This window comes from Dyadobacter sp. HNCC25DJ184, from assembly GCF_056895215.1.
Window position 1 is genome coordinate 400,449 of the sequence record NZ_JBXHAQ010000004.1, and the last position, 25,713, is coordinate 426,161.

A 25,713-nucleotide genomic window follows, 5' to 3' on the forward strand; every position below is an offset into this window, starting at 1 on the left:
CCAAATCTCAAAACCAAACGATTGAATTGCGAATAACAGGTACACCTTTCCTCCGAAGGAACATACACGATTTTAGTGGCAGGTCTCCTGGCTCGTCTTTTGTTACCTTGCCTTCCCATCTGGATACCCTTCAAGTGGCTTGCGGATTGATAACAATTCTGTTCAGACTTACAGTTGCGGGGACAGCTTCGGTTTTACACCGTATTCCCTATTAAGCCATTTCGTCCCCGACAGGGACTTAGGCACCAACGTGACAAAGGTAGTCAATTTGCATCATTTGTAGCCCGAGCAACAACTCGATTTATCAGAATTGTATGGATCAAAAGGATATCTTTGCAAAAAAGACCCCCATTTGGCCTCCCTATTTACCATGCGAAATTCTGTTTCAGCTTCTCAAAAAGGCATTATTTTAATGCTGGGAGCTGCATTTTTCTTCGCGCTTACTTCGGCAATATCAAAATGGCTTGGAAAAGAATTTCACACCGCAGAATTGGTTTTTTTCAGGAATATCGTCGGCGTCATTTTTATTGCCGCGAGCGTGAGAAGACGACCTTTTGAACAAAAAACTGGTGGAAAATTTGGCTTGCTTGTTTTCCGTGGCGTTGTCGGAACGTTGTCCTTATACATGCTTTTTTATGCCATTCAGGTCTTGGGATTGGGGCGAGCATCGACTTATCAATATACCTACCCTATCTTTCTGGCACTTTTTTCCTGGATGTTTATTGGTGAAAAACTGAATAGTAAAGAATGGATCGCGATATTTATTGGTTTCGCAGGAATACTATTCATTTTCCGTCCGGATTTGTCGATGTCTTTGCAAGACCACGCGCTTGGTCTGGGAAATGCATTATTGACTGCGGTTTCCTATTTATCCATTCGCCAACTTGGACAGATTTATGACACACGCGCCATCATTCTTTCATTTATGCTCAGCGGTATATTGATGCCGGTTCTATCCATGCTGGTCGGTACCTACTTTCCTATGCCTGCGCTGAGTTTTCTGATAGGAACCTTCCGCTGGCCGCAAAATATTGGTCAATGGGCAGGGCTGACTGCGTTCGGTTTAACCGCCTTGATGGGACAAAAAATGCTCACTCAGTCTTTCACCTTCGACAAAGCCGGAAGGGTTGCAGCTGTCGGCTATTCCAATATCCTGTTTTCTACACTGCTGGGCTTAATGATGGGTGAAGCTATACCAACTACTTTCATGCTCATCGGAATGACACTCATCGTCGCTGGCGGTGTGTTGATATCGATCTCTAAAACAAAAATATCCTAGCCCGTCTTTCTGCAATTCTTTGTTTGAAAATCGCTTTTCAATCATATCTACTTTTCTCTAAAAAAGAGATTTCAAAAACCATCAATCACTCAATATTTGTCACCTTAAATTATTTAGGAAATAAATATACCAATAAATAATTGTTTGTAGAATATTACATTATTTAGTCTATATTTATTCGTAAAATGGTCACAAATATTATTGATTTTCCATTATTAGAATCCACCTCTTAATCCGATTAAATTTTAGAAATACGAGACAAAAAACTTTAATAAAGTAACTGATATATAGCTTCTGTAACTATATATATGAAGATTTATGACTTGTTAGGAGTTGAGAAAAATCTGGCATTTTGTCACTAATAATATATTTAGTTGACTAATTATTTTTCCTACAATTTTCGAAACAAGCCAGATCCTGTTAATCAGAAATAGAAAAGGAATTAATAGACTTGAGTTACATACTAAATTGAATTAAACAACAGAGTCAACAACTGCAAACCCTCCTTTATCGTTGAAGTTTCTCCATACCTCAAACCCTTATTTCATATGATCTGCCTCACTGTTCTTTATCCCAAAACCGCAAACAGTAATTTCGATCTTGATTATTACCTCGCCAGGCATACGCCTCTTGTTAAACAACGATTAGGGCCAATGGGATTAACCGGCATTGACCTCGAACAGGGTATTGCCGGAGCGGCTCCGGACAGCCCTCCAGCATATGCCATGATTGCAAGATTGAATTTTGAAAACATAGAAGCGCTTCAAAACGCACTGGCGACTCATGGAGCCGAGCTTCTGGGCGACATCCCAAAATTCACGGATGTAGAAGCAGTTATGCAGATCAGTCAGATTATCGTTAATTAAATACTCAAACCCAGCCTCGTTATGTCAAACATTCTCATTACAGGTTGCAGTACCGGTATCGGCCTAGCAACAGCCAAATTGCTGGCAAAAGCTGGTCACACCGTATATGCCACCATGCGCGCGCCTCAAAATTCGCCTGAACTGGCTGAACTTGCGTCAAAAGAGAACCTTCCGATATCCGTTATCGCGCTAGACGTCGATAGTGATATTTCCGTTCAAGAAGCCTTGGGAAAGATGCTGGCCGACGTTGGTTCCATAGACATATTGATCAATAATGCGGGAATCGGAAATTTAGGTTCGGTGGAAGAAACGGGGGTTGATGTTTTCCAAAAGGTTATGCAAACTAATTTTTTCGGGGCACTCCGCTGTATCAGAGAAATATTGCCCCAAATGCGATCAAGGGGAAAAGGATTGATCATCAATATATCCTCCGTTGCGGGAGAAATTTATAATCCTTGTTTTGCTGCCTACTGCGCTTCGAAAGCCGCCTTGGAAGCCATGAGCGAAAGCCTCGCTGGTGAAGCTGGGCAATTTGGCATTCGGGTTGCGATTGTGCAACCCGGTGTGATCGAAACGCCAATCATCCAAAAGAATGCAGGGGAATATGTAGATGCAATATATCCTCAGCATGAGCGACTTGCCGCATATTTGAATGCATCAGCAAGCAATCACCAGTCACCGGACGTCGTAGCAGAAACTATCCTGGGTATTATTGAAGGTCAAACAAACACGTTCCGAAATCCTGTCGGTTTGGATGCAGCTCCATTGCTTGGCTGGAGGTCATCACTCAGTGACGAAGACTGGATCGGCGTTGGCTCCCTTGATGAAGAAAGTTGGATTGGAGGCATGGTTCAAATGGGTGTGGACGTCCGGCCGCATTTACGAAAGAAAAGTATACCCGTTTAAAAATTAATAATGCTGAGCATTACCACAGAGGCATCAACTCTGTGGTAACTCTTCATTAAATGCCAGTCTGTTCATAAACGGATCTATAACAGTAACGGAAATACTGTTCCAGGGCTCTTCTTCGAGCCCCGGCCGGCCGAAATTATATTTCTTGTCCATCAACTCCTTTTGCAATTCTCTGACGCCCGTGCATTCGATAAATATTTTGGCGCCTGGTGTCGAATCGCCATGATGTTCACTGAGATGCAGCACGACTCCACCGCGGGATACCTGCATATATAATGGAGTACCCGGCTCAAATCGATGCTGCCAGTCAACATGAAAGCCAAGCCATCCTACATAAAATTCCATAGCTTTATCCACATCGAATATTCGTAAAATGGGGATTACTCGGGTCGCCTGCATATTTTTTGAAGTTTTTTGATTGTGGGTTATTTGACTTAAATTTATTTTTCCACAAAGAAACGGGAGCTAATTTTATTAACAAATTCTTCGTGTCTTCATGGCAATCTTTATCTTTTCACTAGTGTTACAAGTAGTTAGCCAAATTGAGGCGAACTAAAAGTGAAGGTAAAAACGTTAAAAAATGAAATAAAAGAAATAATGACAAGAACATTTTTGATTTTGCTAACGGCGCTGGTTCCATTGGCGTTTATTACAGGGTTTAAATCTGATAAACCAACACACAAAGATGAAGCAATTGAATGGCTTACGGTAGAGGAGGCTTACGCGAAAATGCAGAAGGAGCCGAAAAAAATCATGATTGATGTATATACTGACTGGTGCGGATGGTGTAAAGTAATGGATCGTCAAACTTTCTCGGATCCGAAAGTGGCAGCATATGTTCGTGACAAGTTTTATGCCGTCAAATTCAATGCGGAACAAAAAGAACCTATTACTATCGGCGACCACACTTTCAATTATTCCGCCGAAAATAAAGTGAACGAACTCGCATTGGCTCTTACCAACAATCAACTAAGTTTCCCGACTACTGTATTTCTGGATGATAAATTCCAGATGATCCAACCTTTGGCAGGATATATGAAGGCTAAGGAATTCCACGAAGTGATCACTTTCTTTGGAGAAAATTATCACAAAAAACAGGCATTTGAAGATTATAAGGCGAAGACTTACAGCTCGCTTTTTGCGAAAAAGTAATTTAGGCAATCGGACTTCGGTTGGCTAATAGCCAGGGTTCTTTTCTGAGAGTCTAATTTCCGGGAATTAAATGTAAGAGTCGACGGCCGAAAGCCGACCGCCGAAGTTCTTTATCTATACTGTTTCTCCTTCCTGCATACGTTCCGCATTTTCGGCGATACGCAGTTGCTCGATGAAATCACCGATATCCCCTTCCATTACAGCTGGCAAATTATAAACCGTATATCCGATGCGGTGATCAGTAATACGGCTCTGTGGATAGTTATAAGTTCTGATCTTGTCCGATCTGTCTCCACTACCTACCATTGACTTACGCTGAGAACTGATGGCATCATTGTGCTTTTTCAACTCAATTTCATATAGCCTCGACCGCAGTACACTTAACGCGCGATCCTTGTTTTTCAACTGGGAACGCTCATCCTGACAACTCACCACCAAACCAGACGGAATGTGAGTCAAACGAACCGCCGAATAAGTCGTGTTAACCGACTGACCACCAGCTCCTGACGACTGGAAAGTATCCACACGCACATCGTTCATATTAATCTGCACGTCAACTTCTTCTGCTTCGGGCAATACTGCAACGGATGCCGCGGAAGTGTGAATACGCCCTTGAGATTCGGTCTGAGGTACCCGTTGAACGCGATGCACGCCCGACTCGAATTTCATCTTACCATATACATCTTCGCCTTCCACCTTGCAGATAATCTCTTTGTATCCCCCATTGGTACCTTCAGTAAAGTCCATGATGGACGACCGCCAGCCCATTTTTTCAAAAAACCGCTGATACATTCTGAACAAATCACCGGCAAAAATCGCCGCTTCGTCTCCACCCGTTCCACCTCTCACTTCCAGAATGATGTTTCGGCTATCATTAGGGTCTTTTGGAATCAATAATTCTTTGATCGCCTGTTCCATTTCTGTCTGCTGCGGCAATAGCGTATCAAGTTCTTCTTTCGCCATCTCACGCAAATCCTCGTCCTTCTCGGTAGAAATAAGCTCCTTGGCTCCGGCAATATCTTTCTGTATCTTAAGGTATTTTTCGTATTGCTCTACGATCCGCCCCAAGTCTTTATATTCCTTGCTTATCTTCGAATATCTGTTTGAATCCGAAACGACTTCCGGTTGAATTATCTGTTGGGAAACCTCCTCAAAGCGTTCCTTTATGGCTTCTAACTTCTCTATCATGGTACACGACTGTCTTTTACCCGATCTGTTCGGGGCACAAAGATACGGATAATTCGTTTTTAATCAGGAACAGAGCAATATAGATGTCAACTTACCCATAACAATTCCAATTTTATAGTTGATATTCCAAAATCCCTATGTTGCTTTGTAGTCTAAAATGTAGATCACCTGAATACACCGACATGAAAAATTCTGCCATCCTTTTTCTTGCATTGATTGCCATCTGGAGTTGCAATACCAAGCGCCTGGACAATACAAAAGAATTATCAAGAGAAATAAAGGCAAGCCAAATCAAACGCGTTACAAATACGCAGCTGGTATACACCGTAGACGAGTGGGGAAAAAAAATAGCGCAGATCGCCGAGAAAGCATTAGAAAAAGAGATTAAAGCCAATCCGGAAAAAGCCGCTGAAACCTGCAAAAACCTAACAAAAATACCCGTCCTGGCTGCTTTGGAAAAAGAGTATGGTGTAGAAATAGAATTATTGGCAGAATCGGATACCACCAATCAAAAGCTCTTTCCAAAAGAGAAGGAATTACTCAGAGCGTATATTTTCAGCGCAAAAAGTAATCCTACTACTCAGGATAATATTCAGCGATTGAATGATACGCTTGTGGTATATAACGCGCCCGTTCCCGCCGATCATGCCATTTGCAAAACCTGCATGAGTTCCGAAAAAATACCCTTCGCGTTATGGCGTTTACTATTTGATAAAAAACAGATTATCAGAAAGCTGGATGCGAAGCAGTTGAAATAAAAATCATTTTTGAAATGGATTCTTCGGAACAAATAAAAAAATACCGCATAGAAATCTATTCATTTCTCGCTCTTACCACCTTCGTGGGTCTCATTATCTATTCCATCCTCGAGCAATATAGAACAGAAAAAGATATTAGAGCTACAAGTATCGAAAAGGAGGTGATGGTCACCGGCAAAAGAAAGGGAGGTGGAAAAACGCCAAATATGGTGTATATACAAGACGGGATCATTCCCATTGGCGTAAGCGCTCAAACACGCTGGTATTGGGAATGCAAGATCGGGTCAACAACAAAAGTTAGATTTAGCCTGAAGCATCACGCTTATCAGGATCCTTACCGGAAGTCTGAAAGACATATTTATTTTGCCTGTTTTTTCGGTCTGATCATTGTTTTTATGGTGGGAAGGATGATTTGGTTGGTGGGGGAAATATCGAAAGAGCACGAAACCGCCCACTAAATCCAAAAAAAATTGGCGAGGAGCATATCGCTTCGCCAATTTCATATACATTTTCAATCAAATAATTTAATTCCCAAAAGCCGACCGCTGATAGCCGAAAGTTACTTCGCCACCATTTGGTAAATTTCATACCAATCCTGATTGTCCATCTTCACCTCTGATGCGCTGGCTGCGTTACGGATTCTGTTTTCTGAAAGGGACCCAATAATTGGTAAAGTGCCCAGCTTCATCAACCATGCTACTGCCATTTGTTCAATATTGGCATCATACTTTTTACCGATGCTTTCCAGCTTGGCTCTTAGTAAAACTGCTTTTTCGTCGGTTCCATGAAGGATTTTGCCGCCAGCCAAAGGTGCCCATGCAAGTGGCTTGCTGAAACTTTGTTTGATAAAATCGATACGTCCATCGTCGATGGCGGTTGTATTCATCAAATTAAGTTCTATATGATTCGTTACGATAGGTAATCTCAAATACGAAGCCAGCAACTGATGTTGAAAAACAGAAAAGTTGGTAACGCCAATATGCAATGCCTTACCGGATTTCACAATCTCCGCCAAAGCTCCCGCAGTTTCCTCAGGATCAGCCAAAAAATCACTCTGTTGCAGAAGAAATATATCCAGGTAATCTGTTTTCAATCTTTTCAAAGAACCGTTTACACTGTTGATGATATGCTCACGAGAGGTATCATAGTAATTGAAATGGCCACTATCCGATCTTCTGATGCCACATTTGCTGAACAACACCAAATCCTGACGACTGATTGACTTATTCTGGATTACCTTGCCAAAATGCTCCTCAATCGTTGTGTTTCCATAAATATCCGCGTGATCGAAAGTATTAATACCCAATTCAAGACACAGATTTACAGTTTTTTCAATTTTTGAGGTAGTTTCAGAACCTTCGTCAGTCCATCTCCAAAAACCATAAATTGCTTCAGAAACCTTAGGACCAGAATCACTCAGACTTACTTTTTTCATCGGTTGCTTTTAATAGTAGTGTGCAAAAATACTTTTATTTTAAAAATCGCAAAGTATCGGGGGAGATTTAGTCTAATATTTCGGAGGAAGGGAAGGAAAGGGACGAGGGAAGAAGGGAGGAAAAAGCCGGGATCACTGACAAAAGAGTCAACGGTGAAAGAGGTGAACGGTTCAGGGGTGCTTCATTCCGCTTTGTAGCTACCAAAAGCTAATCGCTAACACCTAATAACTAAAGAAATCGGCGACCCATATATTCAGGATCGCCGATTTCATTTAGCCAATTAATCTTTCTCAGGCTTCTGCGTATTCTTCGATTGGAATGCATGAGCAAACCAGGTTTCTGTCGCCGAAGGCGCTGTCTACGCGGCTTACGCTTGGCCAGAATTTATTGAATCTCAAATGAGGCAATGGGAATACCGCTTTTTCTCTAGAATAAGAACGGGTCCAGGTATCGCTCATCGCTACACGCATTGTATGCGGTGCATTTTTTAGCACATTATCGTCTTTGTCCACCACACCATCCTGAACCTCTTTCACCTCGTTACGTATCGCGATCATAGTATCGCAGAAACGATCCAGTTCGGCTTTTGACTCAGATTCTGTCGGTTCGATCATCAAAGTTCCGGCAACCGGGAATGATAATGTTGGCGCATGGAAACCATAGTCCATCAAACGTTTTGCCAAATCTTCCGCTTCTATTCCAGCCGCCTTAAACGGTCTGCAATCCAAGATCATTTCGTGGGCACAGCGTCCGTTTGTACCTGTGTAAAGTACCTCAAAATGACCGTTTAAACGCTCCTTAATATAGTTTGCATTCAAGATCGCGTATTTAGTAGCATTGGTAAGGCCTTCGCCACCCATCATTGCGATATATGCATAGGATATTGTCAAAATACTTGCGCTTCCGTAAGGTGCAGCCGAAACAGCACCAGCTTCTCCATTTTGAAGATATTCAGGAAGTGTACTGAAATTAACGTGACCCGGCAAGAACGGTACCAAATGCTCAGCAACCCCGATTGGCCCAACACCAGGACCACCGCCACCGTGAGGGATGCAGAATGTCTTGTGCAGGTTCAGGTGGCAAACGTCTGCTCCGATCGTTGCAGGGCTTGTTAAACCAACCTGTGCATTCATGTTCGCACCATCCATATAAACCTGTCCACCAAATGAATGGATCATCGAACAAATTTCAATGATGCTTTCCTCATATACCCCGTGAGTCGATGGGTATGTCACCATCAAACACGAGAGTTCGTTGCTATACTGCTCCGCTTTGGCGCGCAGGTCTGCTACATCGATATTACCTCTTTCATCACATTTGGTAACAACTACTTTCATACCCGCCATTACTGCCGAAGCCGGATTTGTTCCGTGGGCAGAAGAAGGAATAAGAGCAACGTTACGGTGTGAATCACCACGACTTTCATGATATGCCTTAATGGCCATTAAACCAGCATATTCACCTTGCGCTCCTGAATTTGGCTGGAACGACATTGCGGCAAAACCAGTCACCTCACAAAGCCAGGTATTCAATTCTGTAATTAATTGCGCATATCCGCCAACCTGATTGGTTGGAGCAAACGGGTGGATATTCCCGAATTCAGGCCATGTTAATGGAATCATTTCGGCGGTTGCATTCAATTTCATCGTGCAACTTCCCAATGATATCATCGAGTGAACCAATGAAAGATCCTTGTTTTCAAGCATTTTCAAATACCGCAACATTTCATGCTCGGTATGGTGTGTATTGAAAACAGGGTGCGTCATGTAAGCCGACTGGCGGGCAAGATTGGCAGGGATATTAGATTCCACTTCCTCTTCTACAACCATTTCGCCAGAGAATCCTGAAACCTCGGCAAATACGTTCAGCAAATCAATTACATCTTTGAAAGACTTAGCCTCGTCAAAAGAGATGCTAACGGTATCATTCTTATTATATCTCAAATTGATACCCCATTTCTCAGCCTGTTCGCGCAGTTTTTTGGCAAGCGGAGTGGATATGGTTACCGTATCAAAATAGTTTTCTGTAAGTACCTCGAAGTGAAACTTCTTAACGGTTTCAACGAACAATTGAGTCAAACCATGAACACGTTGCGCAATGCTTTTGACGCCTTCCGGACCATGATATACCGAATATGCAGCAGCTATAACGGCCAGCAATACCTGCGCAGTACAAATATTTGAAGTTGCCTTCTCTCTTCTGATATGTTGCTCACGAGTTTGAAGCGCCATACGAAGTGCTCTGTTACCTTCGCCATCTACGGAAACACCGATGATACGTCCAGGCAAGCTCCTTTTATACGCATCCTTTGTTGCAAAAAAAGCGGCGTGAGGACCACCATATCCCATTGGCACACCAAAGCGCTGAGAAGAACCGACTACCACGTCAGCCCCCATTTCACCCGGTGATTTCAGAAGCGTTAGAGAAAGCAGATCCGCAGCTACCGCTACCAGCAAGTGCGACTCATGACAAGCCGAAATAAAGTCTGTATAATCAATCACCTCGCCATTGGATGCAGGATATTGAACCAAAACACCACACAGATTTTCGTCGGTGATATCGAGTTTAGTATGGTCTCCAACTACCACTTCAATACCGATTGGCTTCGCCCGGGTATATATGAGGTCAATGGTTTGAGGAAGACAAAGTTCCGAAACAAAAAACTTGTCGGCTTTCTTTTTGGCAGAAGATTTTACGGCATGGATCATTGCCATAGCCTCAGCGGCCGCAGTAGCCTCGTCAAGCAAAGAAGCATTTGCGATTTCCATTCCTGTCAGGTCTGTGACAACAGTCTGAAAATTCAAAAGCATTTCAAGTCTTCCTTGCGCAATTTCAGCCTGATATGGCGTATAAGCGGTATACCACGCCGGATTTTCAAGGATATTACGCAATATCACGGCTGGCGTGATGGTGTCATAATATCCAGCTCCTATATATGATTTGAATACGATATTCTTTCTTGCCAGCTTCTTAATTCCCGCAAGGAATTCCTGTTCCGATTTCGGGCGGGGAAGATTCAGCGGCTTTGGAAGACGGATAGCTGAAGGTAAAGTTTGTTCAATTAACTCATCAAGAGAAGAAACGCCAACTACACGAAGCATTTCCTCCAATTCATGTTCGTCCTTACCGTGATGGCGATTTTCGAACTTATCTTGGCTTTGAAGATTGATTTTCATTAAACTTGGCCTGACTTGGCAGATCTGATATGGTTATAAAATGCAAAAGTAAACAAAAGCAAGCGAATCCTTACCAGATAAGTGCCTGTGTCTACTCTTGAATATGTACAAAAATTCGAGAAGTTAAGTTCTCAGTGATTAGGGCAACCGCAGTCGGTTTTCCTTTTAAAAATACCAAGGAACTTTTTAGATTTTGGTTTCTTATAACCTTTATATTTTTTCTTCCTACCCGCCAATATCCCCATCTCCGCCTTCAGGGTTTCAGCCTTAACAGAAACCGGCAGAGCCGTGATCAAAAAGAAAAATAGTAGCAGTAGAGAGGTTATTTTTTTCATGTTTTTTTTTGCTGTCAGCTATTAGCCGTTAGCTTTTAGTTCTGACTATCAAGCATTTATGATGATATATAGTAGAGAAATACCCATATCCTACGTATCGATAAACGTATAAACAGGCCATTCTGGTATGCATCAGTCAAAGTACTTGGGACTGCTTCCGTTAACCCTTAGCCACTTAACCGTTGACCAGCCAAACCCTCCATCCTCCCTTTTATCCCTTTCCTCCCTTATCCCCTCACCAGTTCCATAATCGTAATTTCAGGCAAGATACCTACTCGACCCGGATAGCCAAGATATCCAAAACCACGATTCACATACAAATATTGATTCTTTTCCTGATAGAGACCAGCCCATTCCTTATATCTGTATTGAACAGGACTCCATTTTAATCCAGGAATTTCTACACCAAACTGCATACCGTGCGTATGACCTGCAAATGCGATATCAATGTCATTATACTGAGGCAAAACCTGCTCGCGCCAGTGACTTGGATCGTGGGATAACAACAGTTTGACAGGATATTCATCTGCTCCGTGCATTGCTTTTTCCATATTGCCATATTTGGCGAAAGTACCACTACCCCAGTTTTGAATACCGATCAGGCCGATTTGTTCTCCATCAACAGTGATCGCTCGATTTTCATCCAGCATCAGATTCCAACCCAAAAGTCCGTGTGCTTTTTTCAGATCTTCCAGATTATTATGTTTTGCCTGCGGACTGGACCATTGCTTATAGTCTCCATAATCGTGATTTCCAAGCGTTGAGTAGACCCCCAATGGCGCCTTCACTTTGTTGAATATGTCGATATAGTCTTTCACTTCCGGTGCCTGGTCATTTACCAAATCGCCTGTAAAAAAGGCGATATCCGGTTTTTCTTTTAGCAGCATTTCAACACCACCCTTTACAGCCGTGCGATTGAAAAAGCTCCCTGAGTGAATATCCGATAACTGGGCTATTTTAATCCCGTCAAATGCCTTTGGTAAATTTTTCAGCACCACTTTTACCCGTCGAACGCGATAATCGTGCGCTCCGGATATGATTCCATATGCAAATGTGCCTACTAATCCAGCTCCGGCCACCATCGCAGTTTTAGCCAGAAATTCTGAACGTGGTATCGTTACTTCGCCCGTTTGAGGAGATACAGTTCCTGCACTGGGGACAAAAAAACTGACGATCCATTGGAAGAAACGACGAACATCGTCAACCAGGAGAAAAAGAGAAACGAATACCTTCGAGAAATATGGAATGGCAATGAATGTGATTACCATAGTCCGGGTATTTCGCGAGAAAAAATCGGGAGGAACGATCTGCAAAACAAAATATGCAATCAAAGTCAAAGCGGTGAAGGTCCAGTAGCTATATCCAATCCAACGTTGTGTACTAACTGAGAGGCTTCTTGTAGCTAAACGCAACCCCTGCCACACATACCAGTCGATTGCAAAAAGAATAAAAATCAGGAGGACAAAAAAAACAGTGCGATTCATACTTTAAAAATCAGTGTATAAGGGAACAAACGTTGACCTCCCTAATCGCGTTCGCTCATTGTATAAAATTGACGATTTTACCCGACGAACTCAGATTTTTACAGGATAGATGCAGAAATTTTTACGATTAACACGACCTTTGTGTTTTCAGAAAAGACAGAATTAAAATGGAATTTGATTTCAAAAGATACCATATCAGGTCGATGAACGCAGCATCGGCAGAAGAAAGGGCAGAAATTAATCAAGAGTTGAAAGACTTGTATGCTTCATTAGCACCGGAAGATCAGGAACAATTCAATAAACAGTTGCAAGTTTTTCTAACCAAAGAAGTGGGTCGTATCAAATCAGACTATGAGTCGATACATGGCTTTAATAATCCAAATTAGTTGTCATTGCCGCAACCTCAGGTGAAAAATAGTATTGCCACTACTACACAAAAACAATACGAAAGAGTTGTTCTCAATTCAAACTTATGAAGCCTGAAAACCACAAACTTCGTGCCTGAGTAGCAACCAGAACCTTCCTAGTTGGAACGCGGGTCAATGGGATAATGCGCAATTGACCGATACTCTCCGCCCATTCCACGAAGGATATCGCGCCAGAAATTGCTGGGAGGTGTATTGAATAAAAATTCAGAATTTGTACTGGATGTTATCCAGGAATCCTGCTCAAGTTCTTCATCTAACTGTCCCCCGCCCCATCCTGAATATCCGATAAAAAACCGGACATCATCAGGGTGTATCGTATTGATATTCAATAAGGTTTTCACTTTATCGAAATCTCCTCCCCAAAATACACCGTTCATTATTTCACTGCCATCTTCAATAAGATCCGGTCTTCTGTGAATAAAATGAAGCGTATTTTTTTCGACTGGGCCGCCTAAATGCAAAGGAACATCCTGATATATTGTCTCCTCAAGCACGTCACCGAGAAATAGTTCTGTTGTTTGATTTAAAACAAACCCAAAACTACCAGAAGAATTGTGTTCACAAAGCAGCACAACGCCTCTCTCAAAATTGGGATCACCCAAGTATGGCCTGGCAATTAAGAGACTTCCTCTGGTTATATTCACAACGAATAATACTGTATAATCGTTAATTACTATGAATAGCTAAATATATTAAATTTCAGAAACAATTAGAATGCCGTTGCCTAAAGACAATCATTTTTGGCTACTTTGGCAAAACAAAAAGTAATTGGTAAACGAATTTTTCAATCTATTATTGATATGGCACTTATTTTATCCGTGAGGGGAATAACTCCGAGTTTTGGAGCTGACTGCTGGCACGCTGAAAACTCTACAATAGTGGGTGATGTTGTTATGGGTGAAAAATGCACGGTTTGGTTCAATGCCGTAATTAGGGGCGACGTGAACAGCATCCGAATTGGCGATAACTCTAACATTCAGGACGGGGCCGTGATCCACTGTACCTATCAACGATTCGGTACGATTATCGGCAACCATTGTTCAATAGCTCACCGCGCCATTGTTCACGGTTGCACCATCGCCGACAATGTTTTGGTAGGAATGGGTGCAATTGTGATGGATGGAGCAGTGGTAGGCGAAGGATCCATTATAGCAGCAGGCGCTATCGTGACTCAGGGAACGGTTGTTCCTCCAAGAACCATATATGCAGGTAGCCCTGCCGTATTTCTAAAAAACGTAACGGAAGAGTATCGTGCAGCTATGCTGAGAACTGCAAACAACTACATCATGTACGCGGGCTGGTTTAAGGAGGAAGAGCAGAAGTGAAAGTGGGAGGGGGCAGATTTGGGGAAAATCCGGGCTTTGGTTTATTACATCAGGTTTTGTCATGAAATGGTCGGGGACGCCTGGTCGGGGACGCCCAGTCGGGGACGCCCAGTCATTTGATGGCAGACTCACCTGCATTTCCAGAACACCACTACAGGATACCCTGCCAATCCTTAATCTTTTTTAATCTCTTCCGCAACGTTTGACTCTTGATCCATCTCTTTTCGGGCGCTTAAATAGCCTTTGATAACCGTAAACGTGGTGATGGCTAAAAAGAAAAGAATGATATACTGAACATAGTCGACGATCCACGGGAAGCGTTCACCGAAAAGATATCCACCGCCTGTGAGTGTGCCGATCCAAATTGCAGCACCAGCAACATTATTTATCAGAAAGGAAGGAAACTGCATTTTGACCAACCCGGCAAGTATGGGAGCAAAGGTGCGGACAATCGGTAAAAACCTGCTGATAATCAGCGTCCTGCTTCCATACTTCTCAAAATAACTGCGAGTGGTTTCTATGTGCTTCTTTTTGAAAAAAAACGAATCCTGTCTGTTTTCAAAAATGCCGCCAAAATATTTTCCAAAAATGTATCCCAACAAAGATCCCAGCACAGCGGCTGTAAACATGCAAATCAGCAAAATAAGAATAGGTACTTTCAATATGCCTGTTCCGCAAAAAACCCCCGCGAGGAAGACGAGGTAATCGCCAGGCAGAAAAAAAGCAAAGAACAATCCGTTTTCAGCAAAAATGATCAGGGTGATCAGCAGAAGTCCGCCAGTCCTGATGATTTCTTCAGAGTTTAGAATATATTGAAAGAATTCTACGATAGAGTGCATATTCGAGATACATTAATGAAGTCCGCAAATAAGCGGACCTCAAAATTAGTCATTTTCAGATAGCTCAAGCCATCTGAGCTCTTTCTCTTCCGCCTTTCTGTTTATTTCGTCTATTTGATTGGCCCACAATGCCAATTCGTCGTGCGAGCCTCCTGCATTTAATTTTTCAACCAGCACATTTTTCTGAGTTTCCATATCAGCCAATTCCTTTTCTATGGTTTCCAGTTCACGTTGCTCTTTATAGCTCAATTTCTTCTTCGGAGCCGCTGGCGTCACAGGCGCAATCACGACCTCTTGCTTTACCTCAATTTGTTTGGTTGGTGAACTTTGCTTTTCTTCCTTGCCCTTCTCATCCTGATAACTTCTCAGTTCTGTATAATTACCCGGGAAATCGCTGATTTGGCCTTCTCCCTCAAAAACAAAAATATGCTCTACCAACCTGTCCAGGAAATATCTGTCGTGCGATACGATCATCAAACAGCCCGGGAAGTTTGCAAGGAATTCTTCCAGGACATTCAAACTATTGATATCCAAGTCGTTCGTAGGCTCATCCAGAATCAGGAAGTTAGGCTCCTTCATCAATATCAGCAACAGCTGTAACCTCCGCTTTTCTCCCCCACTCAATTTGGAAACAAAATCATATTGTTTGGCGGGACTGAACAGAAATGCTTGCAACAAATGCGTTACAGTTACTGTTTCGCCAGTTCCTAAGCGAACCACTTCCGCAACATCCTTCACTACATCAATAACGCGCTGATTATCATTGAAAACCATATCAGACTGACGGTAATACCCAAACTGGACGGTATCTCCTTTTACAACCTGGCCATTGTCAGGACGAAGCTCACCGGTTATCATATTGAGCAAAGTGGATTTCCCCATCCCGTTCTTGCCCACAATTCCGATACGATCACCTTTCCTGAAAGTATAATCGAAGTTATGGATCAACTCACGGTCGCCAAATCGCTTTCCAACACTTTGCAATTCTATAATTTTGCTGCCAAGACGTGTCGCCCTCACATTGAGCTCCATTTGCGAATCAAATTTCTTCTGACTCGCCTTTTCCTTTAACTCTTCAAATGCATCAACCCTGTATTTTGCTTTGGTTCCACGTGCTTTTGGTTGGCGACGGATCCATTCGAGTTCCTTCCGCATCATATTGCGGGCCTTATCGATTCCTGCCGCCTCTATCTCCTCACGTTCTGCCTTTTTCTCTAAAAAATAAGAGTAATTACCCTTGTAGGTATATGCAGAGCCAAAATCCAGTTCCAAAACCTGATTACAAACCGTATCTAAAAAGTACCTGTCGTGCGTTACGACCAGTAGCGTAGTACTTTGAGTGTTCAAATAATTCTCGAGCCATTCAACCGTATCCAAGTCCAAATGGTTGGTAGGTTCATCGAGGATAAGGAGCTCTGGTTCTTCCAGAAGGACTTTTGCCAAAGCAACACGCTTACGCTGCCCTCCCGATAACGTTCCATATGGCTTGTCAGTATCATGAATACCCAATCTCCCCAAAATCTCTTTCGTTCTATACTCAAAATCCCAGGCGTTAAGCGAATCCATTTCCCCCATCACGTCCACAAGAAGCTCGTGGTCGTCTACTTCGATGGCATGTTCATACCTTTTCACAACCTGAGCCACCGGATTTTCAGACGAAAAAATCACCTCCATTACCGGCATCGCCTCATCGAAAGAAGGACTTTGATCCAAATATCCGACTCTGATATCCTTGCGAACACTCACTACCCCTTCATCTGCCGGAATTTTGCCTGTCAATATATTGAGAAACGTGGTCTTTCCAGTTCCGTTGGTACCAATAAGAGCAACTTTCTCACCCCTGCTGATTCCAAAACTAATATTCCTAAACAACCACTGGTCCGCGAAAGACTTCGATATATTTTCTGCTGAAAGATAATTCATGCTCTAAAAATCAAATATGCTATTGATACAAAGGTAGAACAGTTATTAAAGAAGAAAGAAAAAATTCGCATTCGTTGGGTAAATACCATAATATTGCTCTTTATATTTAGTTGTAATGGTTCCAAAGAACACATCATTTATCATGTACAAAAAATTAACATTCCTAATTCCTTCAATTCTATTCTCCTTAAACTCATTCGCCCAAGACGCTAGTTTTAAAAGTTACACTCAGGTTATTGGCGGAAGCCCGCAGTCGTATGACATGGTAGCAATACCGGGTGGAGAGTTCACAATGGGAAGTCCCGCCACTGAAAAAGGCCACAAGGCAGACGAAGGCCCTCAGCACAAAGTAAAAATTGATCCATTCTGGATGGGCAAATACGAATTAAGCTGGGACATTTATGATCTATATGCATTCAAAAACATGGAAAAGGAAATGGCCGCCCGGCATCCGGATCCTGAAAAAAGTGTTTTGAAAACCGACGCAAGTACCCGACCAAGCCCACCGTATGTGGATATGTCGTTTGGTATGGGTCGTTCAGGATATCCTGCGATCAATATGACACAATACGCAGCGATCTATTTCTGCAAATGGCTATATGAAAAAACAGGTATTTTCTACCGCCTGCCTACGGAAGCGGAATGGGAATATGCTGCCCGCGCCGGTTCTAAAACTGCATATTCATTCGGTGACGACCCTGCCAAATTGCGTGAGTATGCCTGGTACCGTAAAAACAGCGATGCTTCTTACAAAAAGATCGGTACTAAAAAGCCGAATGCATGGGGCTTATACGATATGCATGGAAATGTCATGGAATGGACACTTGACCAATACATCCCTGATTATTACGCAAAACAACCTGCCGGCGAAAAATTTGCGCCTGTAAAAGAACTATATCCAACAACAGCTCGAGGAGGCTCGTGGGATGATGAGCCTGCTGATTTGAGAAGCGCCAACAGAATTCCGTCAAAACCAGACTGGAAAATCTTAGATCCGCAGTTGCCAAAAAGCGAATGGTGGATGACAAGCGCTTCATTTGTCGGTTTCCGTGTGGTAAGGCCACTTAAAGTGCCTTCGAAAGAAGAAATTGACGCTTACTACAATCCTAAACTAATTGAAGATTATTAATAAATTCAAACCTTAACCTTTTAAATAATGGAATCAAATAGACGAGATTTTCTTAAAGCCACCGGCCTGCTCGCCGGAGGTGCCATTCTCAAACCAGCTTCAGGCTATGGCTTTAACAGCGCCGTGGACCAAACGATTCGGGTGGCACTTATCGGTTGCGGCGGAAGAGGAAGTGGTGCTGCTGCTCAAGCACTAAGTACTTCTCAGAATGTTCAGATTGTTGCCATGGCTGATGCTTTCAAGGATCGCCTGGAAGAATCATATAGAAACCTGACTACCAAAAAATACAAAAACGCAGCAGGCGCGCCAGTCGATATTAAAACCAAAGTTGACGTACCGGAAGAGCGCAAGTTTGTTGGTTTCGAAGCATACAAACAGGCATTAGCTCTTAAAGACGTGGATGTGGTGATCTTGGCGACACCTCCCGGATTCCGGCCTTGGCACTTTGAAGAAGCTGTGAAGCAAGGCAAGCATATATTCATGGAGAAACCCGTTGCAACAGATGCTCCGGGTATCAGAAAGGTGCTTGCTGTGGCAGAAGAAGCTAAGAAAAAGAAATTGAACGTGGTAGTTGGGTTGCAGCGTCACTATCAGGCAAACTACCGTGAAGCGATCAAAAGAATTCACGATGGCGCGTTGGGTGATATCGTTGGCGGACAAGTTTACTGGGTTGGAAGCAGCCCGTGGGTGAAAGAACGTCAGCCGAGCCAAACTGAAATGGAATACCAAATGCGTAACTGGTATTATTTCAACTGGCTATGCGGTGACCATATCAATGAGCAACACGTTCACAATATCGACGTAGCAAACTGGGTGAAAGGCAGTTACCCTGTTTCGATACAGGGAACTGGCGGACGTCAGGTAAGAACTGGAAAAGCATATGGTGAAATATTTGATCACCATACACTGGATCTGGTTTATGCTGATGGAACTACTATATCAAGCCAGTGTCGTCAGTTTGAAGGAACATGGAACCGTGTTGATGAAGCTTTTGTAGGAACAAAAGGAAGAATCGACAGTTTTGACGGAAGAAAAACTATCTTGAAAGACTATAAAGGCGGTGTAATTTACGGCCATGATGATAAGAATGACAAAAACGCTTATCAGGTTGAGCACGATGAATTATTTGCGGCTGTGGCAAAAGGTGAATATAAATTCGCTGATGCAGAAAACGGCGCAAAAAGTACAATGACTGCAATCATGGGCCGTATGGCTACTTATTCAGGTAAGATGATTAAGTGGGATGAGGCTCTGAATTCGGACATCAATCTGTTCCCTGACAAACTTGCTTGGGATGCAACACCGAAAGTAGTGCCTGGAGCAGACGGACTTTACCCGGTTGCTGTTCCTGGAAAAACTCAGGTTATTTAATACTAAAAAGGGCTCTCTCGGGAGCCCTTTTTAATGCATATCGGTCCATCATAAAGTCTTCCTCTTGACCTCGAATATTTAGTACTAGTTGTCTTATTTTCAACAAATGAGCACACTCAAGTGAAATTAAACCTCCGCAATGCGGCTCTTATTTTATTGGCTGGTATGGTTATCGTTCTAACCGGAGTTTTCTTTATTGATAAAACAGCCAAGCTCAGTCATCCTATCATCTTAACAGGCCTCACCGTAGAGTTTATCGGAACGATATGGCTGGTTCTTTGCCTCAATCAACGTCGAAAGAAAATTAAATAGGCCTCTAACTTCACAGATTATCCAATCGACTGGTGCGATTGCGCAAATAGAAATCGGCTAAAACAAGGGCTGCCATCGCTTCCACAATCGGAACTGCGCGGGGAACAACGCAAGGATCGTGTCTCCCCTTTCCCTGAACAACCGCTTTGTCTCCATGCTGATCAACACTTTCCTGATCTTGCATTATTGTCGCCACTGGTTTAAATGCGACTTTGAAATAGATATCCTCACCATTTGATATCCCGCCCTGGATTCCTCCTGAATGATTAGACCGGGTATGAACCTTTCCTTCTCCGTCTATAAAAAAAGCATCATTATGCTCGGAGCCAAGCATGGCTACCCCGTCAAAGCCCGAGCCATACTCAAATCCTTTGACCGCATTGATGCTTAACATCGCCTTTCCAAGCTCTGCATGAAGTTTGTCGAAAACCGGCTCACCCCATCCAACGGGAGTTCCTTTCACAACACAGTTCACAACACCTCCAATCGAATCACCGCTTTTTCTAACTTCATCGATATAATCAAACATTTTCGACGCCATCTCAGCGTCCGGGCATCTCACAGCGTTGGTTTCCGTAACAGAAAGATCAAGCTCGAAATACTGCTTATCCAGCTTCATGTTGCCCACCTGCGACACATATGCCTGTATAGATATACCAAGTTCGTTTAAAAGCAATTTGGCCAATGCCCCTGCGGCAACCCGAGCGGCAGTCTCCCTTGCGGAGCTCCTTCCTCCTCCACGATAATCCCTATTACCATACTTCACCTGGTAGGTATAGTCGGCATGGGACGGGCGGTATTGGGCTGCGATATGCGAATAATCTTTACTGCGCTGGTCTTCATTTCTGATCACCATTGCAATAGGCGTTCCGGTCGTCTTGCCTTCAAAAACTCCGGAAAGCACTTCAAATTCGTCTGCTTCTTTTCGTTGCGTAGTAATTCTGGACTGACCCGGTTTGCGTCTGGTCAGTTCGCTCTGAATAAAATCAGAATCAAAATTTACACCCGCCGGGCATCCTTCTATCACCACTCCTATTCCTGCACCGTGCGACTCGCCGAATGTCGCTATCTTAAATATCTTACCGTATGTACTCCCCATTTTTCTATTTTCTGAATATCCAAATTACCACCAGCAGCAGAAATATCAGCACGCCGTTCGCAACATTTTTAATCAATTCTTTATAATTAATACTGTTTCTTGTTGTATCCAAAGTCTCGATGTTATCATATAATCCCATTGAGCCGCTCAAAGATATATTTCCTAATTTGTAATCTTCGCCTCTCACCTCGAGAATTTTGCTTGATAATAAAGTATCATATCGCGCTGTCTCCGAATTGAAATAAATCCATTGAAAATATCTGCTCAACGGATGCTTTCCATCTTTTCTGGGGACAACGAAATACTCAAACGATTTTTCACCAGTTACACCCGCAGAACTACGTTTGACAGTCCAGTCAACCTCTGGAGGATAGATGTCAAATACAGAATTTGCCTGAATTTCCGGATCCGGTATAGCTGCAATATTTCCCCGGCCGACCACTTTAAATTCATACCTGATACTTTGACCAGGGTATACCATATTTGATGACAAACTCTCATTCAACTTGTAAATTCCAACAGCGACCTGATCGCGTTGCGGGTGCGGCGGAAGGGCCACAACCTGAATAGTAATTGGTTTCGATCTGAACGACCTCACCACTTTTTTCTCAACATTCACAACAGTTGCCCGATCGATCAATACCATGTCCAAGGATACAGATGGCAAATTGATGGTTCCTGCCGAGAGTGGAAAAAACTGAGCCTGGTACATATTATACTCCGAGAAGTTTCTTCCTTTTATCCTAATTCTATTTTTTACAATTTCCTCCAAACCAGCATTTTCCTCCCAGCAATTGGCAGGCTTAACCTTTTTCAGTATATTCTGAAGCTGCTCATTAAACTTATAAAACTCCATTTCCAGAGGCGCGTCTTCTGCGACGTACAGCGATATCCGCAACCCAAAGCCTTCACGCGTATATACCTTTCGTCTATCCGACTGAACCGAGAAAAATATACCTTCCGAGACGTTTTCAATCTCCGGCAATACTTCCTCATCTTTAATCGAAGTCACTTCATCAGCCTCTTGAAAAACCACTTTTGTAGCGTCAGCATGTAATTTATAGGTATGTGCCTGAATATTGATATCCGGAATCTGATAAGTTCCTGCTTTAAGCGCAAAATATTCCTGACTGATCGTTTGGGTAACTATCTTCTTTCCATCAATTGAATTAATCGAGCTGGTTGCCGATTTGCTTCTTTTTTCTAACCCGGCGATTTCAGGAAAGACGATTGAAGGTCTTGAGTCGAGGTTATTAATTGTGACCGTTACAACAAAGGGCTCTGTGATCTTCAATACATTGGGACCAAGATTTAGACTAGCGTCATTATTCTGAGCTCCTTTTGAAAAAGTACAAAATAAACAAGAAATTATCCCTAGAATAACATATAACTTCATCCAATTATTTCGTTACATTTATGGAAGTATTGCCTCTTTCGATAAGTTGGAGCTTTATTTTTATTCGTTACGTTAACTTCCCTGAACCACAAAACTACATAATTGTATGGCCTCGATGCTTGAATACATTAAAATTATTCTGCACAAGGTAAGTTTTGACCGCAGACTTTTTGAAAAAGAGTTGCGTAAAGCAATTCGTATGCTGATGCCGGCTGAGGTTAAGAGACTTAGGCTGTGGTGCTATGAACATTACAGCAGTGCACATTTACCTGTTCTAAACAGTTGCTTCTCCCCTGCTACCTGACAGGATGAAGATTTTTAAATACCGTTACAAAGAATTAGCCCCCTGTGGATATCCACAGGGGGCTAATTCTTTTATGCTTGTCTCCAAACTATTTTGGAGCTGCCGCTAATCCAAGTGCTTCCTTAGCATTAGGATTTTCTGGATCAACCTTTAACAGTTTCTCCCAGTATTCCTTCGACTTAGCAGGATCATTCTTGGTGGTCTGATAATAGAACGCCAGGTACGGGTATGCTATTTTCAAGAAACCTTTATACTTGGTTACATCTTCTTTTTCAGCCAGTTCAGCCAATTTTTCGTAATAAGGGGCCGATATCCCTTTATCTATGTTTTCTTGTCGGTCATATGCATTATACAATGCACTTCCTCGCCAATAGTATCCAATTGGCCAATCAGGAGTCTTGGTAGTTACTATAGCGAAATTTGAATCCGCTTGTATGAAAAGTGCTCTTTTCTTTGCTAACAACGCAACACTGTCAGGAGCGCCTGACGGCTGAATACCTGTTCCTTGCTGAAAATAAGAAAGACCAAGATAATAATAATCGTTAGTAGCTGCCTTAGCAGTATCCAACGTTATAACCTTTTTATAAGCTTTAGCCGCATTTGTATAATCCTTGGCTGCATAGTAAAGCTTCGCAACTTCGCCATATGCAGCAGCAGCGTCTGCTTTACTCGTGTCAATATCTGCTCCCTTCAATATATATCCAATCCCTACCGAGTCATAAGGCTTGCCTTCCGCAACTGCTTTAAGGTTATATGATTTTCCCAGGTAGATATAGTCATCGCTAATCACCTTGTCCGGTGCTTCTTTGATCAACTGATTCAAATTCTCAATCGCTTTGTCTGCCTCGTTTGTCTTGAAGTAAGACCAGCCATACATACGCTGGATCATTGGATCCTTCGTCTTGCCCTTCAAAGCATCAAGCAATTGAAGTGTCTTTGAGTAGTCATCAGCAGTAAACATAAACTTGGTTGCACGAAGTTGCAATTCAGGATCTGTTGTTCCACTTTTCGCCAAATACAAATCATAATTGTCTGCCGCCTGTTTGTACTTCTGAGCCAGGAAATAAAGTTCCGCTAAGTCTTTATAAGCCGGAGCAAATTCAGGATCAGCTTCGATTGCTTTCTTGTAATTCTCAAGTGCAAGGTTATAATTCTTTCCTCTCAAAAAGATCTGTCCGATACGATTACTGGCAACTGCATAGTTTGGTTTTGCAGTAAGCGCGTATTCATAAGCTGTTACTGCAGCACCACCCTCGTTACGAAGCATAAGCGCATCACCTTTTGCAAGGTAGGCATCAGCAAGCTTAGGATCTCTTTTAACAGCCTCATCTAATAATCTGATCGCTTCAGCCGGATCACTGTTTTTTTCAAACAATGTGTAAGCTTCACCGATTCTGAACAAAACTTCAGCATCCTTTTTCTTTTTCTTCTCTGCTTCATCAAAAAGCTCCTTAGCTTTTGCCTTCTCGCCTTTTGCCAACGCTATGGTGCCTTGTCCAACTTTGTTCAAATATGATTTATCATCAAGTTGCAAACCTTTGTCAAATGCCGCCTGCGCCTCATCCAGTTTACCCGTTTTTATATAATAATAACCGAGGTAATATTGATTATCAGCAGAAGGGGTACTCTCTGCAAGCTTTTTAAATAAGTCACCCGCTTGATTAAATTTTTCGGCATGTATTAAGGCCAACCCATCCTGTGTTGTTTGCGCGCTTACCTTAATCAGTGCCAAGACACTAAAAAATAATGTTAACAATTTAATTCTCATGATCTTGTTCTTTATTTACCCGATTAACCCTATTGATACAAAATTCGGTGTTTCACAACAAACGCCAAATATACTAAAATTGTTAGTTCAATATTAAAAATTGTTGCTGGTCCTAATCTCCAATTCCCTTGGATAAGGTACTGTTGGCAAAAGCCCCATTTTTTGAATAATAAGACCACCCACGTCTCTGGCAATATAGGTCATTAACCCACCTCCCAATCCTGAATAGCCCTCTCTACTTAAGATATACAACTCGCGATGTAATGGATATCGCTTGAACTCCAAGCCCTCCTGGAATGGCTGGATATAATCCGAGAGCTCTGATTTACCATCTTTTGGGGAAATTCCAACTACGTGAATCCCTTTTGATAGTTCCTCCGAACGGAGCGTATGCCCGTCACTAATCCAATTCACACCAATGAAACCCAGATAGAGTGGATTTTCACGAACTTTTTCAATCACCTTTTCATTTGACCCCGCTGCAATAACTCTTAAATGATCAATGCCTTTCAAACCGAATTTATTGATAACAAAATTCAAATTACTGGCATTAACATTATCGAACACAAGGGTAATCAAACCTGTTTGATTGCCACCCTCCAGTTCAGACCAATTTTTTACTCTTCCTTGCAAAATGTCCTTCACATCTTTAAGCGACATCAAACTATCGGTATTATCCTTTGCAATAAGTAATGCCAAACCATCAGTAGCAATATGCTGTGACTTCTCGCTTCCGTTCTGCTTCCGGATCATTTCCTTTTCGTTAGCACTTAATTCTCTAGTGGAGAACACAATCCGGGCACTATCCTGAAGAAATTGCAAAATAGCTTCCTGTTCAGGTTTGTAATCAATATTGAACTTGGTGTTTGGATAAATCCCTTCATAAGCATTGGTCAGCGAACTCACCAACGGTTGGAAAGATTCATCGGAAGCAATCGTTATCTCTCCTCTGATAGGATTGTCCAAAGTTTCCTGCTTTGAACAATTGTACAAAACCATACCAGCACTCAAAATTCCGGCAGTCAAGCCTCCCTTAATGCTAATTTTCATTCTCCTGGCTTTTTCTCCAAACCCGATATCCTCTGTAACAACCGTATAAAATAAGTATGCCAGCCATAGCATTTCTAGGCATACTTCCGACAGGCAATAACTTAAATGACAAGGAGGAGAAGATCAAAAAGATCCCTCCTCCTGCGTATGTTAGAGCCATTAACACAGAGCTAAGATCAGTGA

Annotated in this window: 24 protein-coding genes and 1 riboswitch; of the genes, 11 read left to right on the plus strand and 13 right to left on the minus strand. The window is 42.5% G+C overall.

The features are described 5' to 3' along the window. Positions 1–60: 60 nt before the first annotated feature. Positions 61–265, minus strand: a riboswitch (cobalamin riboswitch). Positions 266–370: 105 nt separating this feature from the next. The 3 genes from AC1XUD_RS08605 (at position 371) to AC1XUD_RS08615 (ending at position 3,051) form a co-directional block, all read left to right on the plus strand. Beyond that, complete coding sequence (locus AC1XUD_RS08605; protein WP_483360566.1) at positions 371–1,279, plus strand: DMT family transporter; 909 nt, start codon at positions 371–373, stop codon at positions 1,277–1,279. A 548-nt stretch (positions 1,280–1,827) separates the two neighbouring features. Continuing rightward, the gene (locus AC1XUD_RS08610; protein ID WP_483360567.1) at positions 1,828–2,145 is read left to right on the plus strand and encodes an EthD family reductase; all 318 of its coding nucleotides are present in this window, start codon (positions 1,828–1,830) and stop codon (positions 2,143–2,145) included. A gap of 21 nt (positions 2,146–2,166) precedes the next feature. Further along, a complete protein-coding gene (locus AC1XUD_RS08615; protein ID WP_483360568.1) occupies positions 2,167–3,051 on the plus strand; it encodes an SDR family oxidoreductase in 885 nt (294 codons plus the stop codon). A gap of 33 nt (positions 3,052–3,084) precedes the next feature. Here AC1XUD_RS08615 and AC1XUD_RS08620 read toward each other — a convergent pair whose 3' ends face one another. Then, positions 3,085–3,501 carry a glyoxalase superfamily protein gene (locus AC1XUD_RS08620; RefSeq protein ID WP_483360612.1) on the minus strand — a complete coding sequence of 139 codons (417 nt, stop codon included), beginning with the start codon at positions 3,499–3,501 and terminating at the stop codon, positions 3,085–3,087. 153 nt (positions 3,502–3,654) lie between these two features. On the opposite strand from AC1XUD_RS08620, the gene AC1XUD_RS08625 reads away from it, so the two are divergent. Beyond that, positions 3,655–4,209 (plus strand): thioredoxin family protein, encoded by a 555-nt coding sequence (locus AC1XUD_RS08625; RefSeq protein WP_483360569.1) that lies wholly within the window; start codon positions 3,655–3,657, stop codon positions 4,207–4,209. A 114-nt stretch (positions 4,210–4,323) separates the two neighbouring features. On the opposite strand, the gene prfA is transcribed toward AC1XUD_RS08625, so the two are convergent. Then, complete coding sequence (prfA, locus tag AC1XUD_RS08630; RefSeq protein WP_483360570.1) at positions 4,324–5,397, minus strand: peptide chain release factor 1; 1,074 nt, start codon at positions 5,395–5,397, stop codon at positions 4,324–4,326. A gap of 182 nt (positions 5,398–5,579) precedes the next feature. On the opposite strand from prfA, the gene AC1XUD_RS08635 reads away from it, so the two are divergent. Together AC1XUD_RS08635 and AC1XUD_RS08640 are read left to right on the plus strand one after the other, a co-directional pair. After that, positions 5,580–6,155, plus strand: coding sequence for a hypothetical protein (locus AC1XUD_RS08635; protein WP_483360571.1), 576 nt, complete (start codon positions 5,580–5,582; stop codon positions 6,153–6,155). Between the two features lie 14 nt (positions 6,156–6,169). Then, positions 6,170–6,613 (plus strand): hypothetical protein, encoded by a 444-nt coding sequence (locus tag AC1XUD_RS08640; protein ID WP_483360572.1) that lies wholly within the window; start codon positions 6,170–6,172, stop codon positions 6,611–6,613. A gap of 101 nt (positions 6,614–6,714) precedes the next feature. On the opposite strand, the gene AC1XUD_RS08645 is transcribed toward AC1XUD_RS08640, so the two are convergent. The 4 genes from AC1XUD_RS08645 to AC1XUD_RS08660 form a co-directional block, all read right to left on the minus strand. After that, positions 6,715–7,590 carry an aldo/keto reductase gene (locus AC1XUD_RS08645; RefSeq protein WP_483360573.1) on the minus strand — a complete coding sequence of 292 codons (876 nt, stop codon included), beginning with the start codon at positions 7,588–7,590 and terminating at the stop codon, positions 6,715–6,717. A 291-nt stretch (positions 7,591–7,881) separates the two neighbouring features. Beyond that, positions 7,882–10,767 (minus strand): aminomethyl-transferring glycine dehydrogenase, encoded by a 2,886-nt coding sequence (gene gcvP / locus AC1XUD_RS08650; protein WP_483360574.1) that lies wholly within the window; start codon positions 10,765–10,767, stop codon positions 7,882–7,884. Between the two features lie 131 nt (positions 10,768–10,898). Beyond that, positions 10,899–11,102 carry a hypothetical protein gene (locus AC1XUD_RS08655; RefSeq protein ID WP_483360575.1) on the minus strand — a complete coding sequence of 68 codons (204 nt, stop codon included), beginning with the start codon at positions 11,100–11,102 and terminating at the stop codon, positions 10,899–10,901. 227 nt (positions 11,103–11,329) lie between these two features. Beyond that, entirely contained in the window at positions 11,330–12,586 is a 1,257-nt protein-coding gene (locus tag AC1XUD_RS08660; RefSeq protein WP_483360576.1) for a metallophosphoesterase, read from the minus strand. A 167-nt stretch (positions 12,587–12,753) separates the two neighbouring features. Here AC1XUD_RS08660 and AC1XUD_RS08665 point away from each other — a divergent pair, with 167 nt between their 5' ends. After that, positions 12,754–12,972, plus strand: coding sequence for a hypothetical protein (locus tag AC1XUD_RS08665; protein WP_483360577.1), 219 nt, complete (start codon positions 12,754–12,756; stop codon positions 12,970–12,972). A gap of 137 nt (positions 12,973–13,109) precedes the next feature. On the opposite strand, the gene AC1XUD_RS08670 is transcribed toward AC1XUD_RS08665, so the two are convergent. Then, entirely contained in the window at positions 13,110–13,658 is a 549-nt protein-coding gene (locus tag AC1XUD_RS08670) for a YqgE/AlgH family protein (RefSeq protein ID WP_483360578.1), read from the minus strand. 156 nt (positions 13,659–13,814) lie between these two features. Between AC1XUD_RS08670 and AC1XUD_RS08675 the strand changes: the two genes are divergently transcribed. Further along, entirely contained in the window at positions 13,815–14,339 is a 525-nt protein-coding gene (locus AC1XUD_RS08675; protein ID WP_483360579.1) for a gamma carbonic anhydrase family protein, read from the plus strand. Positions 14,340–14,512: 173 nt separating this feature from the next. Here the strand turns inward: AC1XUD_RS08675 and AC1XUD_RS08680 are convergent, their stop codons facing one another. Continuing rightward, positions 14,513–15,178 carry a DedA family protein gene (locus AC1XUD_RS08680; protein ID WP_483360580.1) on the minus strand — a complete coding sequence of 222 codons (666 nt, stop codon included), beginning with the start codon at positions 15,176–15,178 and terminating at the stop codon, positions 14,513–14,515. Positions 15,179–15,223: 45 nt separating this feature from the next. Further along, complete coding sequence (locus tag AC1XUD_RS08685) at positions 15,224–17,101, minus strand: ABC-F family ATP-binding cassette domain-containing protein (RefSeq protein WP_483360581.1); 1,878 nt, start codon at positions 17,099–17,101, stop codon at positions 15,224–15,226. 142 nt (positions 17,102–17,243) lie between these two features. On the opposite strand from AC1XUD_RS08685, the gene AC1XUD_RS08690 reads away from it, so the two are divergent. Together AC1XUD_RS08690 and AC1XUD_RS08695 are read left to right on the plus strand one after the other, a co-directional pair. Further along, positions 17,244–18,230 (plus strand): formylglycine-generating enzyme family protein, encoded by a 987-nt coding sequence (locus AC1XUD_RS08690; protein ID WP_483360582.1) that lies wholly within the window; start codon positions 17,244–17,246, stop codon positions 18,228–18,230. Between the two features lie 27 nt (positions 18,231–18,257). Continuing rightward, complete coding sequence (locus AC1XUD_RS08695) at positions 18,258–19,601, plus strand: Gfo/Idh/MocA family protein (protein ID WP_483360583.1); 1,344 nt, start codon at positions 18,258–18,260, stop codon at positions 19,599–19,601. 322 nt (positions 19,602–19,923) lie between these two features. Here AC1XUD_RS08695 and aroC read toward each other — a convergent pair whose 3' ends face one another. Together aroC and AC1XUD_RS08705 are read right to left on the minus strand one after the other, a co-directional pair. Continuing rightward, positions 19,924–21,012 carry a chorismate synthase gene (gene aroC / locus AC1XUD_RS08700; protein WP_483360584.1) on the minus strand — a complete coding sequence of 363 codons (1,089 nt, stop codon included), beginning with the start codon at positions 21,010–21,012 and terminating at the stop codon, positions 19,924–19,926. A 4-nt stretch (positions 21,013–21,016) separates the two neighbouring features. Next, the gene (locus tag AC1XUD_RS08705; RefSeq protein ID WP_483360585.1) at positions 21,017–22,306 is read right to left on the minus strand and encodes a BatD family protein; all 1,290 of its coding nucleotides are present in this window, start codon (positions 22,304–22,306) and stop codon (positions 21,017–21,019) included. Between the two features lie 208 nt (positions 22,307–22,514). On the opposite strand from AC1XUD_RS08705, the gene AC1XUD_RS08710 reads away from it, so the two are divergent. Further along, positions 22,515–22,712 (plus strand): hypothetical protein, encoded by a 198-nt coding sequence (locus AC1XUD_RS08710; RefSeq protein WP_483360586.1) that lies wholly within the window; start codon positions 22,515–22,517, stop codon positions 22,710–22,712. A gap of 88 nt (positions 22,713–22,800) precedes the next feature. On the opposite strand, the gene AC1XUD_RS08715 is transcribed toward AC1XUD_RS08710, so the two are convergent. Together AC1XUD_RS08715 and AC1XUD_RS08720 are read right to left on the minus strand one after the other, a co-directional pair. After that, complete coding sequence (locus AC1XUD_RS08715; RefSeq protein ID WP_483360587.1) at positions 22,801–24,480, minus strand: tetratricopeptide repeat protein; 1,680 nt, start codon at positions 24,478–24,480, stop codon at positions 22,801–22,803. A gap of 93 nt (positions 24,481–24,573) precedes the next feature. After that, positions 24,574–25,530, minus strand: coding sequence for a PstS family phosphate ABC transporter substrate-binding protein (locus AC1XUD_RS08720; RefSeq protein ID WP_483360588.1), 957 nt, complete (start codon positions 25,528–25,530; stop codon positions 24,574–24,576). Positions 25,531–25,713 lie beyond the last annotated feature (183 nt).

What these genes read in the sequence shown, in the direction of transcription:
- AC1XUD_RS08605 (WP_483360566.1), top strand. Translation starts at nt 371, where the DNA reads ATGCGAAATTCTGTTTCAGCTTCTCAAAAAGGCATTATTTTAATGCTG.
- AC1XUD_RS08610 (WP_483360567.1), top strand. Translation starts at nt 1,828, where the DNA reads ATGATCTGCCTCACTGTTCTTTATCCCAAAACCGCAAACAGTAATTTC.
- AC1XUD_RS08615 (WP_483360568.1), top strand. Translation starts at nt 2,167, where the DNA reads ATGTCAAACATTCTCATTACAGGTTGCAGTACCGGTATCGGCCTAGCA.
- AC1XUD_RS08625 (WP_483360569.1), top strand. Translation starts at nt 3,655, where the DNA reads ATGACAAGAACATTTTTGATTTTGCTAACGGCGCTGGTTCCATTGGCG.
- prfA (WP_483360570.1), bottom strand. Translation starts at nt 5,397, where the DNA reads ATGATAGAGAAGTTAGAAGCCATAAAGGAACGCTTTGAGGAGGTTTCC.
- AC1XUD_RS08635 (WP_483360571.1), top strand. Translation starts at nt 5,580, where the DNA reads ATGAAAAATTCTGCCATCCTTTTTCTTGCATTGATTGCCATCTGGAGT.
- AC1XUD_RS08640 (WP_483360572.1), top strand. Translation starts at nt 6,170, where the DNA reads ATGGATTCTTCGGAACAAATAAAAAAATACCGCATAGAAATCTATTCA.
- AC1XUD_RS08645 (WP_483360573.1), bottom strand. Translation starts at nt 7,590, where the DNA reads ATGAAAAAAGTAAGTCTGAGTGATTCTGGTCCTAAGGTTTCTGAAGCA.
- gcvP (WP_483360574.1), bottom strand. Translation starts at nt 10,767, where the DNA reads ATGAAAATCAATCTTCAAAGCCAAGATAAGTTCGAAAATCGCCATCAC.
- AC1XUD_RS08655 (WP_483360575.1), bottom strand. Translation starts at nt 11,102, where the DNA reads ATGAAAAAAATAACCTCTCTACTGCTACTATTTTTCTTTTTGATCACG.
- AC1XUD_RS08660 (WP_483360576.1), bottom strand. Translation starts at nt 12,586, where the DNA reads ATGAATCGCACTGTTTTTTTTGTCCTCCTGATTTTTATTCTTTTTGCA.
- AC1XUD_RS08665 (WP_483360577.1), top strand. Translation starts at nt 12,754, where the DNA reads ATGGAATTTGATTTCAAAAGATACCATATCAGGTCGATGAACGCAGCA.
- AC1XUD_RS08675 (WP_483360579.1), top strand. Translation starts at nt 13,815, where the DNA reads ATGGCACTTATTTTATCCGTGAGGGGAATAACTCCGAGTTTTGGAGCT.
- AC1XUD_RS08680 (WP_483360580.1), bottom strand. Translation starts at nt 15,178, where the DNA reads ATGCACTCTATCGTAGAATTCTTTCAATATATTCTAAACTCTGAAGAA.
- AC1XUD_RS08685 (WP_483360581.1), bottom strand. Translation starts at nt 17,101, where the DNA reads ATGAATTATCTTTCAGCAGAAAATATATCGAAGTCTTTCGCGGACCAG.
- AC1XUD_RS08690 (WP_483360582.1), top strand. Translation starts at nt 17,244, where the DNA reads ATGTACAAAAAATTAACATTCCTAATTCCTTCAATTCTATTCTCCTTA.
- AC1XUD_RS08695 (WP_483360583.1), top strand. Translation starts at nt 18,258, where the DNA reads ATGGAATCAAATAGACGAGATTTTCTTAAAGCCACCGGCCTGCTCGCC.
- aroC (WP_483360584.1), bottom strand. Translation starts at nt 21,012, where the DNA reads ATGGGGAGTACATACGGTAAGATATTTAAGATAGCGACATTCGGCGAG.
- AC1XUD_RS08710 (WP_483360586.1), top strand. Translation starts at nt 22,515, where the DNA reads ATGGCCTCGATGCTTGAATACATTAAAATTATTCTGCACAAGGTAAGT.
- AC1XUD_RS08715 (WP_483360587.1), bottom strand. Translation starts at nt 24,480, where the DNA reads ATGAGAATTAAATTGTTAACATTATTTTTTAGTGTCTTGGCACTGATT.
- AC1XUD_RS08720 (WP_483360588.1), bottom strand. Translation starts at nt 25,530, where the DNA reads ATGAAAATTAGCATTAAGGGAGGCTTGACTGCCGGAATTTTGAGTGCT.